The 13,348-nt window shown below is 70.2% G+C and carries 11 protein-coding genes; 10 read left to right on the top strand and 1 reads right to left on the bottom strand.

Annotated elements, in window-relative coordinates:
• The 10 genes from ABB55_RS15920 to ABB55_RS15875 all read left to right on the top strand — a co-directional run bounded on the left by ABB55_RS15920 (window position 1) and on the right by ABB55_RS15875 (window position 11,940).
• Complete coding sequence (locus ABB55_RS15920) at window positions 1–795, top strand: ABC transporter permease (protein WP_054359682.1); 795 nt, start codon at window positions 1–3, stop codon at window positions 793–795.
• A 168-nt stretch (window positions 796–963) separates the two neighbouring features.
• Window positions 964–3,009, top strand: a complete 2,046-nt coding sequence (locus ABB55_RS15915; protein WP_054359681.1) for a hydantoinase/oxoprolinase family protein — start codon at window positions 964–966, stop codon at window positions 3,007–3,009.
• Between the two features lie 11 nt (window positions 3,010–3,020).
• The gene (locus ABB55_RS15910) at window positions 3,021–4,703 is read left to right on the top strand and encodes a hydantoinase B/oxoprolinase family protein (protein WP_054359680.1); all 1,683 of its coding nucleotides are present in this window, start codon (window positions 3,021–3,023) and stop codon (window positions 4,701–4,703) included.
• The gene (locus tag ABB55_RS15905) at window positions 4,700–5,743 is read left to right on the top strand and encodes an Ldh family oxidoreductase (protein ID WP_054359679.1); all 1,044 of its coding nucleotides are present in this window, start codon (window positions 4,700–4,702) and stop codon (window positions 5,741–5,743) included. The genes ABB55_RS15910 and ABB55_RS15905 overlap by 4 nt, the downstream gene beginning before the upstream one ends.
• Before the next feature lie 220 nt (window positions 5,744–5,963).
• Window positions 5,964–7,049 carry an NAD/NADP-dependent octopine/nopaline dehydrogenase family protein gene (locus ABB55_RS15900; RefSeq protein WP_054362096.1) on the top strand — a complete coding sequence of 362 codons (1,086 nt, stop codon included), beginning with the start codon at window positions 5,964–5,966 and terminating at the stop codon, window positions 7,047–7,049.
• A complete protein-coding gene (locus ABB55_RS15895) occupies window positions 7,046–8,032 on the top strand; it encodes a 3-hydroxybutyryl-CoA dehydrogenase (protein WP_083463661.1) in 987 nt (328 codons plus the stop codon). The genes ABB55_RS15900 and ABB55_RS15895 overlap by 4 nt, the downstream gene beginning before the upstream one ends.
• 73 nt (window positions 8,033–8,105) lie before the next feature.
• Window positions 8,106–9,161: a TRAP transporter substrate-binding protein DctP gene (dctP, locus tag ABB55_RS15890; RefSeq protein ID WP_244472052.1), complete on the top strand. Its 1,056-nt coding sequence runs from the start codon at window positions 8,106–8,108 to the stop codon at window positions 9,159–9,161.
• A gap of 83 nt (window positions 9,162–9,244) precedes the next feature.
• Window positions 9,245–9,745, top strand: coding sequence for a TRAP transporter small permease (locus tag ABB55_RS15885; protein WP_054359677.1), 501 nt, complete (start codon window positions 9,245–9,247; stop codon window positions 9,743–9,745).
• A 13-nt stretch (window positions 9,746–9,758) separates the two neighbouring features.
• Complete coding sequence (locus ABB55_RS15880; protein WP_317131860.1) at window positions 9,759–11,078, top strand: TRAP transporter large permease; 1,320 nt, start codon at window positions 9,759–9,761, stop codon at window positions 11,076–11,078.
• A gap of 76 nt (window positions 11,079–11,154) precedes the next feature.
• Window positions 11,155–11,940: an aspartate/glutamate racemase family protein gene (locus ABB55_RS15875; protein ID WP_244472051.1), complete on the top strand. Its 786-nt coding sequence runs from the start codon at window positions 11,155–11,157 to the stop codon at window positions 11,938–11,940.
• A gap of 58 nt (window positions 11,941–11,998) precedes the next feature.
• Here ABB55_RS15875 and ABB55_RS15870 read toward each other — a convergent pair whose 3' ends face one another.
• Window positions 11,999–13,327: an NAD(P)/FAD-dependent oxidoreductase gene (locus tag ABB55_RS15870; protein ID WP_054359676.1), complete on the bottom strand. Its 1,329-nt coding sequence runs from the start codon at window positions 13,325–13,327 to the stop codon at window positions 11,999–12,001.
• Window positions 13,328–13,348 lie beyond the last annotated feature (21 nt).

Raw genomic sequence — 13,348 nt, 5'->3', positions numbered from 1 at the left:
ATGGACAAGCCGCCGATCTCGCCCGCCCTCAAGTGTCTCGCCGCCATAGCCTTCCTGTTCCTGCTGGCACCGGTGCTGATCGTCGTGCCGCTATCCTTCTCGGGCGATGTCTTCATGTCCTTCCCGCCGAAGAGCTGGAGCGGACGCTGGTACGCGGCGATCCTGCAGAACCCGAAGATGCTGGAAGCCTTCCTGTTCAGCGTGAAGCTCGCTGCCGGCGTGACGGTGGTCAACCTGGCGATCGCGGTGCCGGCCAGCTACGCCTTGGTGCGGCTCGCTCCGCGCGGCGCGGAGGCGATGACCAGCCTGTTCACCGCGCCGCTCTTGCTGCCGACCATCGTGCTCGGCCTCGCCATGCTGATCATCTTCGCGCGGATCGGCCTGCTGGCGACCGTGCCGGGGCTGTTCGTCGCCCATCTGGTGGTCACCCTGCCGTATGTGCTGCGCGTCATTTCGACCGCCCTCTCGACCCTGCCGATCGCCGTCGAGGAGGCCGCCGCCACGCTCGGCGCGGCGCCCGCGACGGTGTTCCGGCGGGTGACGCTGCCGATGATGCTGCCCGGCCTCGTCGCCGCCGGCGCGCTCTCGTTCCTGGTGTCCTTCGACGAGGTCGTGCTGTCGCTGTTCATGTCCGGCCCGCGGCTGTCGACGCTGCCGGTCGAGATGTATCACCACGTGGAATCCCGGGCCGATCCGCTGGTCGCGGCGATCTCGGTGCTCCTCGTCGTCTTCACCCTGGCGATCGTGATCGTGGTCGATCGATCGCTCGGACTGGCCAAGACCTTCGTGAAGTGATCCCGGCGGCTCGTCCCCGGCCCGTCTCGAACCGAACCGGCGGCCTGAGCCGCCATCCGCAACTCCGAACGACTCGCGCGGCCTAGCGCGCGGGTCCGACGGGATGCGCCCGGACGGCCAGCGGCCGCCGCGCCGCGTCCCGGCGCCATCGAAGCGAAAGTCCACCGCATGACCTCGCCCCTGCGCATCGCCGTCGACATCGGCGGCACCTTCACCGACATCGAGATCCTGGAAGCCGCGACCGGCCGCGTGCATCAGTTCAAGACGCCGTCGACGCCGTCGGATCCCTCCATAGGATTGATCGGCGGCATCAAGGCGGCGGCCGAGCGGTTCGGCCTCGACATCGGCGCCGTCGAGCACATCCTGCACGGCACCACCATCGCCACCAATGCGGTGCTGGAGCGCAAGCTGCCGGCCGGGGCGATCGTCACCACGGCCGGCTTCGAGGACCTGCTCCAGATCGGCCGGCATGGCCGGCGCGACGTCTACGCCATCGCGCTCGATCCGCCGGCGCCGCTGGTGCCGCGCCGCCACGCCTATGGGGTCCCGGAGCGGATCGGACCGGACGGGCAGGTCCGCGTCCCGCTCGACGAGGCGCGGGTCGCCGCAGTGGCGGACCGTCTGCGAGAGGCCGGCGTCTCGGCCGTCGCCGTCTGCCTGCTGCATGCCTATGCCAATCCGGCCCACGAACGCCGCGTCGGCGAGATTCTGGCCGCCGCCCTGCCGGGCGTCGCCATCTCGCTGTCCTCGGACATCTCTCCGGAGATCCGTGAATATGAGCGGCTGTCGACCACGGTCCTCAACGCCATGCTGATCCCGGTCGTGTCCGGCTACACGCGTCGGCTGTCCGACCGGATCGCCGCGGAGGTCCCGGGCAGCCACATCTATCTGGTCCAGTCGAACGGCGGCGTCAGCGGCCTCGCCAAGGCCGGTCGCGAGCCGGCGCGCCTGCTGCTGTCCGGCCCGTCCGGAGGCGCCGCGGCGGCGCGGCGGCTTTCGGCGGAACTCGGCGAACCCGATCTGGTCGCCGTCGACATGGGCGGCACCTCCTTCGACGTCTCTGTGGTCCATGGCGGCCAGGTGTCGATGGTCACCGAAGGCGACATCGACGGCCTGCCGGTGCGCCTGCCGATGGTCGAAATGCGCACCATCGGCGCCGGCGGCGGCTCGATCGCCTGGGTCGACGACGGTGGACGGCTGCGCATCGGGCCGCAATCGGCCGGCGCCCAGCCGGGACCGGCTTGCTACGGCCGCGGCGGCACCGACCTGACCGTCACCGACGCCAACCTGATCCTCGGCCGGCTGGAAGCATCGTCCTTCATGGGCGGCGCCATGCCGCTCGATGCGGCCGCCGCGCGCGCCGCGGCCGAGCGGGTCGCCCGACGGATCGGCCTCGGCGTCGACGAGACGGCGGCCGGCGCCATCTCGGTGACCAATTCGAGCCTCGCCACGGCGATCCGGCTCAGCCTGTTCGAGAAGGGTCTCGATCCGGAGGATTTCGCGCTGCTCTCCTTCGGCGGTGCCGGCGGCGTGCATGCCTGCGAGGTGGCCGAGGATCTCGGCATCCGCCGCGTCGTCTTCCCGCCGCATGCCTCGACCCTGTCGGCCTGGGGCATCCTGTGGTCTGACATCGTCCACGATCTCGCCGCCACCGAGATCGGCCTTCTGGCCGAGGCCGGCCCGCGGCTCGCCGCCGCCGCCGTGAGACTTCGCGGCGAAGCCGAACGGCTCCTCGCCGAGGATGGCGTGGCCGAGGCCGACCGCCGCTTCGAGTGGCGCATGGATCTGCGCTACGCCGGTCAGGCCTTCGATCTGGCCGTGCCGATCGACGACGCCGATTTCGGCCCCGCCGGCCTCGAGGCCGCGGCCGCGCAATTCCATGCGCTCCACCGCCGCCGCTTCTCCTATGACGAGCCCGCGACGCCGGTCGAGTTGGTCGCCCTGCGGCTCGCCGCGGTCGGTCGCCTGGCCAAGCCGGCGCCCGACGCCTCCGAGGCCGCAGCCGCCGCGGCGACGCCCAAGACCCGTCGGGCCTGGGCGCGCGGGGCTTTCGTCGACACCGCCGTGTGGGCCCGCAGCGCGCTCGGCGAACGTGCCGTCGCCGGTCCCGCCGTGATCGAGGAGACCTATACCAGCTCCTATGTGCCGCCCGGCTGGGAGGCCCGGCTCGAACGCTCCGGCGCGCTCGTCGCCCGTCGCATCGCCGACCAGTGAGGAAAGCCCCGATGACCGCCATCAGTCCCGTCCGGGTCGAAATCGTCCGCAATGCCCTGGTCGCCGCCGCCGAGGAGATGAGCATCACCATCTGGCGCACCAGCCGCTCCACGGTGGTGCGCGAGATCCTCGACTTCTCGACCGCCGTCTTCGATGCCGAAGGCCGCCAGGTCGCGCAATCCGCCCGGATACCCGTGCACCTGAATTCGATGTCGGCCTGCCTGGAACGGCTGATCGCCGATTTCATCCCGCTCGAGCGCTGGGACGACGGCGACGTGATCGTCACCAACGATCCCTATTCGGGCGGCCAGCACCTGCCCGACATCCAGACCTTCCGGCCGGTGTTCCACGAGGGGCGCCGGATCGCCATCGTCGGCACGCTCTGCCACCATGTCGACGTTGGCGGCGGCGCGCCCGGCAGCTACTACGCCGATGCACGCGAGATCTTCCAGGAGGGCATCCGCATCCCGCCGCTGAAGCTCGCCGAGAAGGGAGTTCTCAACCAGGCGATCGTCGATCTCGTGCTGGCCAATGTGCGCCAGCCCGACGAGACCTCCGGCGACCTCAAGGCGCAGATCGCCGCGCTTGGCATCGGCGCCCGCGCCATGGAGCGGATCGCCGCCAAATATGGCGCGGCCGACCTCGCCGCCGCCACCTCGGCCATTCTCGACGGGTCCGAGACCATGATGCGCGCGGCGATCGCCGGGTTGCCGGACGGGGCCGCGGACTTCGTCGAATGGGTCGACGACGACGGCCAGACCGAGGGGCCGATCCGCCTTCAGGTCCGCCTGGAGAAGCAGGGCGACCGCATCCGGCTCGATTTCGCAGGGTCGAGCCCGCAGGTGCAGGGACCCGTCAACAATACCCGCGCGATGACCTGTTCGGCGGTCTACTATGCGCTCCTCGCCGCGCTCGGCAAGGACATCCCGGCCAATAGCGGCTGCTATCGGCCGATCGAGGTGGTGCTGCCGGAGGGCAGCGTGGTCGATGCCCGCTTCCCGGCGCCGGTGACCGGCCGCATGGTGGTCAACCATCGCATCGCCACCGCGGTCTTCGGCGCGCTTGCCCAACTGGTGCCCGACCGCATCCCGGCGGCCTACTACGCCATCTCCTACGTCTATGCCCTCGCCACCGTGGAGGCGTCGGGCCGGCGGCGCGTCTATTTCGACATCGAAGTCGGCGGCTGGGGCGGCCATGCCGGCGGGGACGGGGCGAGCGCGCTCTCCTGCGGCCTGCACAACAACACCAATGCGCCGATCGAGATGGTCGAAGCCAAGTATCCGGTCACCTTCCTGCGCTACGGCCTGGTGCCGGACAGCGGCGGGCCGGGCCGCAATCGCGGCGGGCTCGGCCTGGTCCGCGAATTCCGGCTCGATGCGCCGGTCGGCAGCCTCTCGACCAATTTCGAGCGCTTCAAGCATCCGCCCTACGGCATCGGCGGCGGCCGGCCGGGCTCGCTCAGCCGGACCACGCTGACCCGCGCCGACGGCAGCGTCGAGGCCCTGCGCTCCAAGGTGTCGGGGGTGCCGGTCCGGGCCGGCGACGTGATCACCATCGAGACCTCGGGCGGCGGCGGCTGGGGCGATCCTGCAGAGCGGCCCGCCGCACGGATCGCCGCCGATCTCGCCGACGGCATGGTGACGCCGGCCGGCGCCGCCCGTTACGGCACCGATCTGAATGAGGCCGCCGAATGAGCGCCCCCGGAAACACCCCCGGCGCGACCGTCCGCCTGACATTGGCCGAGGTGGAGGACCTGACCTTCCGCGCCCTGGCCGCCTCCGGCCTCGGTCCGGTTCAGAACCGGGCGGTGACCGCCTCGGTGGTCGACGCCGAAGCCGAGGGCGTGCACAGCCACGGCCTCGCCCGCCTGCCGACCTATTGCGAGCATGCCCGTTGCGGCAAGATCGACGGGCGGGCCGAACCCACGCTGACGCGGCCGGCGCCCGGCCTCGTGCGGGTCGACGCGGCCGACGGCTTCGCCCATCCGGCGATCGACCTGGGGCTGCCGGCGCTGATCGAGGCCGCGGCACGCCAGGGTGTCGCCGCGATGGCGGTGACCCGGTCCTACAATTGCGGCGTGGTCGGCTACCATGTCCGGCGCATCGCCGAAGCCGGCTTCCTGGCCCTGGGCTTCGTCAACGCGCCGGCCTCGATCGCGCCGGTCGGCGGCACGGTCCCGGTCTTCGGCACCAACCCGATCGCGCTCGCCGTGCCGCGCGCCGAGGGCGGCCCGCTGGTGCTCGACCAGTCGTCGAGCGTGGTCGCCAAGAGCGAGATCGTGGTGCATCGCCAGCGCGGGGAGGCGATCCCGCTCGGCTGGGCGCTCGATCGCGACGGGCACCCGACCACCGACCCGGCGGCGGCGCTCGACGGCGGCACCATGGTGCCGGCGGGCGGCCACAAGGGCGCCGGCCTCGCCTTCCTGGTCGAGATCATGGCCGCCTGGATGACCGGCGCGAGCCTGTCGGTGGACGCCTCCTCCTTCGCCGACAATGCGGGCGGCCCGCCGCGGACCGGCCAGTTCTTCCTGGCGGTGGCGCCCGGCCCGATCGCCGGCGAGGCGGCGGAAGCCCGGCTGGCCAGGCTCCTGGCCGCGATCGCCGACCAGCCCGGCGCGCGCCTGCCGGGAACGCGGCGGGCTGCCGCCCGGGCCCGGACGTTGGCCGAAGGCGTGGTGATTCCGGCAGCCCTGCACGGGCGCCTGCTGGTCTATGCGACAACATCGACCGGTTGAACGGCTGCGTCCGGACTAGCCGCGCACGGCACGTTTGCTGCACCGCAGCGCCTGGTGGTGCGCGGCCTTATTCCATGCGAGAGCATCCAATTCGTACTTTCCGTTAGGTCGGACGTTGACAGCGCGATGACACGAACCTAGCCTTCCTTTAGCTTTGAAATATCCGTGCGGCGCCGACGGGCCGCACCGGAGCGGAGGGCTTGCCATGTCGACGACGCCGATCAGGATCGCGGTGCTGGGGGGTGGCAACGGGTCCTATGCGGCTGCAGCCGATATGAGCGAGGCCGGCCATGAGGTGCGCTTCTGGCGCCCGAACCGGGAGGCCTTCGCGCCGGTCCTGGAAACCGGACGGATCACGCTGAAGGACGCCCAGGGTCGCCGCGATGTGGCGATCGCCCGGCCGACGACCGAGATCGGCGAGGCCGTTGCCGGCGCCGATCTGATCCTGGCGCCGGTGCCGGCCTCCGCGCAGATCGACCTCGCCCGCGCGCTCGCCCCGCATGTCGCGGACGGGCAGACGATCTACCTGCCGCCCGGCACCTTCGGCTCCTATCTGATGACCAAGGTGATGCGCGACGCCGGCAATCGGGCCGATTTCGCGATCGCCGAGACCGGCACGCTGCCCTGGCTGACCCGCAAGCACGGCCCGGCCGAGGTGGCGATCACGACCCGCGCCACGCGATTGCCGACCGGCGTCTTCCCGTCGCGTCTCGCCACCCCTGCCCTTGCGGCGGTCTCGGCGGCCTTTCCGGGTGCGATCGAGCCGATCGAGGATGCCCTGTCGGGCGCCCTGATGAATGCCGGCCCGATCATCCATCCGCCGCTGATCCTGATGAATGCCGGCCCGATCGAGCATTTCGACCGCTGGGACATCCACAACGAGGGCACCCAGCCGTCGATCCGGCGGGTGCATGGCGCGCTCGACGCCGAACGCATGGCGGTGCGCGAGGCGCTCGGCTACGGCGTGCCGCATTTCCCGCTGGCCGACCACTACGAGACCTCGAACTGGATGTACGGTAACCTGGCCCACGACAAGCTGGTGGCCTCGAAGGACTGGCACGAGCGGCTGAACCTGAAGGATCACCGCTACCTGACCGAGGATGTGAAGCTCGGCCTCGCCTTCCTGGTCTCGGTCTGCCGCTGGGCCGGCGTGCCCTCGCCGGTCGCAGCCGGCCTGCTCGCGATCGCTGGGGCGGCGGCGGGCGAGAACTTCTTCGAGACCGGCCGCACGCTCGACGGCCTCGGGCTGGCCGGCCTGTCGAAGGCCGCCATGGCGCAGCTGCTCGCCGAAGGCCTGCCGGCATGAGCGGCGCCCCGGCCAGGATCGCCTGTATCGGCGCGGGCCGGATGGGCCGCGGCATGGCCCATGCGTTCGCATATGCCGGACACGACGTGGTGCTGGTCGATGCCAAGCCGCGCGACGCCGAGGCGCATGCGACGCTCGCCGCCGAGGCGCTCGGCGAGATCCGGGCAAGCCTCGGCCAGCTGGCCGGCCTCGGCGCCTTCGAGGCCGCCGCCATCGAACCGATCATGGCCCGCATCCGCGTCGTCGCGCTCGACGATGCGGCGGCGGCGCTGGCCGACTGTCCCTTCGTGTTCGAGGGCGTGCCGGAGACCCGCGAGGCCAAGGCCTCGGCGCTGGCCCTGATCGACGCGATCGCCCGGCCGGACGCGATCGTGGCCTCGACCACCTCGACCTTCCTGTCGACCGATCTCGCCGGGCTGACCGCCCGGCCGGACCGGTTTCTGAACGCCCATTGGCTGAACCCGGCCTATCTGGTGCCGCTGGTCGAGGTCAGCCCGTCGCCCGCGACCGACCCTGCCGTCACCGCCGCCATGCTGCGTCTGCTCGAGGGCGCCGGCAAGATGCCGGTCGTCTGCGCCGCCTCGCCGGGCTACATCGTGCCGCGCATCCAGGCGCTGGCCATGAACGAGGCGGCGCGCCTGGTCGAAGAGGGCGTGGCGACGGCCGAGGATGTCGACAAGGCCGTGCTCTACGGCTTCGGCTTCCGCTTCGCCGTGCTCGGCCTGATCGAATTCATCGACTGGGGCGGCGGCGACATTCTCTTCTATGCCAGCCGCTATATGCGCCAGGCGACCGGCGAAGAGCGCTTCGCCGCCCCCGCCGTGATCGAGCGCAACATGGCCGAAGGCCGCATCGGCCTGAAGACCGGCCGCGGCTTCTACGACTATGCCGGCCGCGATCTCGACGCCTATCGGCGCGAGCGGCTCGGGGCCTTCCTGGCCATGCTCGGCCATCTCGGCCTGACCAGGCCGCCGGTTCTCTAGAGTGTTGGAAGACGGGACCGGCGGCGCCGCTCGGCTCCGCCGATCCCCGGCGAGAGACGAGAGGAGACACAGCATGGTTCATGAAGCGCATTCCGCCCCGACCGTCGCCCGTCGGGATCGGGCCGCCGGCAGGCTCGCACGGCGGGCCCTGCTCGGCCTCGCGGCCGGGTTCATGTTCGCCGCCACGCTCGGAACCGCCCCGGCGCGGGCCGACGAGGTGGTGCTGCGCGCCGTTGCGGCCTTCCCGAAAGCGCTCGCCTTCACCAAGAGCTTCCTCGGCTATGTCGACAAGGTGAATGCGGCCGGCAAGGGTGTCGTGCGCATCGACTTCACCGGCGGCCCCGAGGTCATCCCGCAGAACCAGCAGGTCGATTCCGTCCGGCGGGGCGTGCTCGACATGCATTACGGCCCGGCGAGCTTCTATCTCGGCAAGATGCCGGAAGCGGATGCCTGGGTCGGCGCCACCGTGACGGCCATGGAGGCGCGCAAGAACGGCGGCTTCGCCATCATGCAGAAGGCCTTCGACGAGAAGCTCGGCGTCACCCTGCTCGGACACATCGATTCCGGCATCGGCTTCCACGTCTATCTGCTCAAGGAGCCGAAGCGCACCGCGGATGGCGGCGTCGACCTCAACGGCCTCAAGATCCGCTCGCAGCCGATCTACAAGTCCTTCTTCGAGGATCTCGGCGCGGTCTCGGTCTCGGTGCCGGTGCCGGAAGTCTATGGCGGTCTCGAACGGTCCGTCTTCGACGGCGCCGGCTGGCCGATCATCGGCATCCTGGACCTGAACTGGGACAAGTTCCTGAAGGTCCGCATCGATCCCGGCTTCTATTCGACCGATCTCGGCATCACGATCAACACCGCCAAGTGGAACAGCCTGCCGCAGGCGGCCAAGGACATCCTGACCAAGGCGGCGATCGAATACGAGCAGGAATCCTTCGACAACTTCCAGAAGGAGATCAAGGCCACCGACGAGACGGCGCGCTCGCGCGGCATGACCGTCCTGAAGCTGACCGGGGCGGCCGAGAAGGCCTATCTGGACAAGGCCTACGAGTCCGCCTGGAAGCGCATGAAGGACGCCGGCTCGCCGCATTACGACGCCCTGCGCAAGGCCTACTATACCCGCTGAGAGACCGACGCCCGCGGCCGGCCAGCCCCGGCCGCGGGCGATCTTCCGGCACCGCACGACGTCCTCCAATCCAGCGAGCCCGCATGCGCCCCGTGTCCCGCACCTATGATGCCCTGATCTACGGCCTCGCGGTTGCGGCCGCCGCCAGCCTTGCCTTCATCACGCTGGCCATCGTGGCGGACGTGATGGTGCGCAATCTCGGCGGCCGGCCGTTCCGCTGGACCAGCGCCACGGTCGAATATGTGCTGCTCTTCTCGACCATGGCCGGGTCGCCCTGGCTGGTGCGCAACGGCGGCCATGTCGCCATCACCACCTTCATCGAGATGCTGCCCAAGGCGTTGCACGACGCGCTCGGGCGCCTGGTGATCCTCGCCTGCGCGGCCATCTCGGGGCTGATCGCCTGGCGGGCGCTGGCGCTCGCACTGGAGGAATTCCGATCCGGCTCGCTCGACATGCGCTCGATCACCCTGCCGGGCTGGCTCACCTACGCCATGATCGGGGTCGGCATGGCGCTGATCGCGCTCGAACTTCTGCGCCTGATCGCCGTCGGCCGCGTCCGCGCGGGCGAAGGCGAGCGGCACTGAGGGGGAGGCGATCATGATCGATTGGGCCCTGGCCGCGAGCCTGATGTTCGGCGGCGTCCTCCTCTTCCTCGGCATCGGCATGCCGGTCGCCTTCGCGTTCTTCTGCATCAATATCGTCGGCGTCGTCGTCTTCATGGGCGGGCTTGCCGGCATCGACCAGATGATCGCCAACGCGACCGACGCGGTCACCACCTTCACGCTCGCGCCGGTGCCGCTCTTCGTCATCATGGGCGAACTGTTCTTCCATACCGGTCTGGCGATGCGGGTCTTCGACGCGCTCGACAAGTGGATGGGCAACATCCGCGGCCGGCTGACCTATCTGACCATCGGCGGCGGCACGCTGTTCGCGGCGCTGTCCGGTTCGTCGCTCGCCAACACCGCGCTGCTCGGCGCCCTGATGGTGCCGGAGATGCTGAAGCGGGGCTACAAGCCCTACATCATCAACGGGCCGATCCTGTCGACCGGCGGCCTCGCCATGATCATCCCGCCCTCCTCGCTGGCGGTGCTGCTCGCCTCGCTCGCCCGGCTCGATGTCGGCGCGCTGCTGATGGCCGGCGTCATCCCGGGCGTGATCCTGGCCGGCATGTATGTCGCCATGGTGCGCATCCAGCTCGCGCTCGATCCCGACGCGGCGCCGGCCTATGACGTGCCGCGTGCCAGCTGGGGCGAGAAGATCCAGGCGCTCGTCGTCAATGTGCTGCCGATGGGGCTGGTCGTCTTCGCCGTGATCGGGCTGATCCTGCTCGGCTGGGCGACGCCGTCGGAAGCCGCGGCCTTCGGCACGGTGTCGGTCGTCGTGCTGGCGATCCTCTATCGCTGCCTGACCTGGACGGCGATCGTCCGCTCGATGAAGGGCGCCCTGGCGGTCACCGCCATGACCTTCTTCATCCTGCTCGGCTCGACCACCTTCTCCCAGATCGTCGCCTATACGGGCGCCACCACCAGCATCATCAAGATCGCGCTCGGCTACGATCTCAGCCCCTACATGCTGCTGCTCCTGATGCTGCTCGCCCTGCTGGTCCTCGGCATGTTCATGGACCAGCTGTCCATGATGATGCTGACCATCCCGATCTTCTTTCCGCTGATCATCCAGCTCGGTTTCGAGCCGATCTGGTTCGGGCTCGTGATGCTGCTGGCGCTCGAACTGTCGCTCGCCACGCCGCCCTTCGGGCTCCTGCTGTTCATCATGGTCGGGGTCGGGCCTCCGGGCACGCGGCTCGGCGCGGTCGCGCTGGCGGCGATGCCCTATATCGGCTGCACGCTGCTGCTGATCCTGATCCTGACCGCCTTCCCGGGCATCGCCCTCTGGCTGCCGAACCACATCGCGAAGTAGCGGGCCTCCGCGTCATGCGCGGGACTGCCGTCACCATCTCGAAACCCAAGCGGACGTCTTGCCGGGGGAGATCGTCATGACCAAACCGATGCGCATCTGGTATCAGAGCTATGTCGACTACGAGCACGGCAAGACCTACTGGGACCGGCTTCGCCTGCATCTGAAGGACATCGTCGACGAGGGCACGACGGTCGACATCCACGGCATCACGCCGCACGACAACTACGCCCACGCGATCGTCGAATTCCGCTGTGCCCGCGAGGTGATCTGCAACGCCGTCCGGGCCGAGCGGGAAGGCTACGACGCCTTCGTCATCGGCCATTTCCAGGATGCCGGGCTCTATGAGGCCCGCTCGGTGGTCGACATCCCGGTCGTCGCCCTCGGTGAGGCCTCGATGCTCTATGCCGCCCAGCTCGGGCAGCGAACCGGCATCGTGACCATCAACACGCGTTTCATTCCGTGGTTTCACCACCAGATCGGCAAATACGGCCTGAAGGAGCGCGTGACCGGGGTCCACGCCATGCAGTTCGAGCCCGGCCAGATCCTGCGCGCCTACGAATCCGAGGATCTCGCGCGCGAGGTCGAGGCTCTGTTCGAGGCCCAGGCGAAGCCGCTGGTGGCGTCGGGTTGCGACGTGCTGATCCCGGGCGGCGGCATCCCGATGTTGCTGTTCTCGGCCTTGAAGAACCACGCCGTCGACGGCGCGCCGGTGATCAACGGCATTCCGATCGTGGTCAAGATGGCCGAGATGGCGGTCAAGCTGCGCCGCCTGACCGGCCTCGGCGCGTCCCGGACCTCGGACTTCATCAAGCCGCCGCCGGAAATCATCGAGGAATTCCTGGCCAACCCGAAGGGTCTCTGACCGCCGCCGGAACCGTCCCGCGCCGAACCGGCGGGCGCGGCTACGATCCGCCCAGTGGCTACAGGCCGCCGATGGGGCGGGCGCGCGACCCGTCGGTGAAGCGGGAGAAGCGGTAGGGCGCGGGATCGACGATCGGCGGCGCGCCGGTGGCGAGTTCGGCGGCGAGCTGGCCGGCGGCCGGGCCGATGCCGAAGCCATGCCCGGAGAAGCCGGTCGCGATGACCAGGCCCGGCAGCGCCTCGACGGGCGAGATGACCGGCACGGCATCCGGCGTCGCATCGATGAAGCCGGCCCAGCTCTGCGCGATGCGGGCCTTGGCGAAGCCCGGGAAGGCCGCCGTCAGCCGGGCGAGGCCGCGCTGCAGGGCGGCCCGGTCGGGCTCGGGATCGAGGATGCGGACGCTCTCGAAGACGCTTCTGCGATCGAGCGGCGTCGGCTTCCAGGTCGCCGCCTCGTCGAAGAAGCGGGCGCCGAGACGGAGCTTGTAGTTGCGGAACTCCATCAGGGCGAGCGGCGTGAAATCGACCAGGAAGCGGAAGCTGTCCGGGGTGATCTCGGCGACGCTGGAATGGCCGTCGGCGATGGTGTAGCCGCCGTCGAGCCGCTTGCGGAAGGCGAAGTCGCCCGCCCACATGGCGGTCTCGGGCAGACCGTCGAGCGGATCGGTGCGCAGCACCGAGGAGCGCACCTTCAATTGCGGCAGGCGGATGCCGGCGCCGCGGGCGAGCAGGCTGGTCCAAGCCCCGGCCGCATAGATCACCGTCTTGCAGCGGATGCGGCCATGCTCGGTGACCACGGCCGAGACGCGGCCGGCGGTGGTCTCGACGCCGCGCACCGCGCAGCCCTCGCGCACGATCGCGCCCTTGCGCCGTGCCGACGCGACGATCGCCGGCACCGCCTTCTGCGGCTCCGCCCGCCCGTCCGAGGCCGAATAGAGCCCGCCCGCATAGGAACGGCCGCCGGGGAAGAGTTCGGCCATCTCGGCCCGGGAGAGCAGGCGCGTGTCGAGCCCGTTCGGGCGCGCGCAGTCGTTCAGCCACTGTTCCCGGCGGGCGACATCGGCCTCGGTCTCGCAGGAATAGCAGATGCCGGAATGGCGGAAGCCGGTCTCGCCGTTGATGCGCCGGTCCATGCCGTCCCACAGCCGGATCGCGTGGTCGACCAGCGGCACCTCGCGCGGGTCGCGGCCGGTGACGCGGCACCAGCCCCAGTTCCGGCTCGACTGCTCGCCGGCCAGCACGCCCTTCTCGCAGAGGACCGTCGGGATGCCGGCCTCGGCCAGCCAGAGCGCCGCCGAGGCGCCGATGATGCCGCCGCCGACGACGACCACCTCGGTCTCGGGCGGCAGGGCGTGGTCGGTCTCGGCGGCGTCGATCGTCGGTCCCATCGTGTCCGGTCCGTCCTGTGC

It is taken from the genome of Prosthecodimorpha hirschii, assembly GCF_001305515.1.
GTDB classification, from domain to species: domain Bacteria; phylum Pseudomonadota; class Alphaproteobacteria; order Rhizobiales; family Ancalomicrobiaceae; genus Prosthecodimorpha; species Prosthecodimorpha hirschii.
Note: the sequence above shows the minus strand (reverse complement) of the source record. Positions and strands in the feature narration are given on the sequence as shown.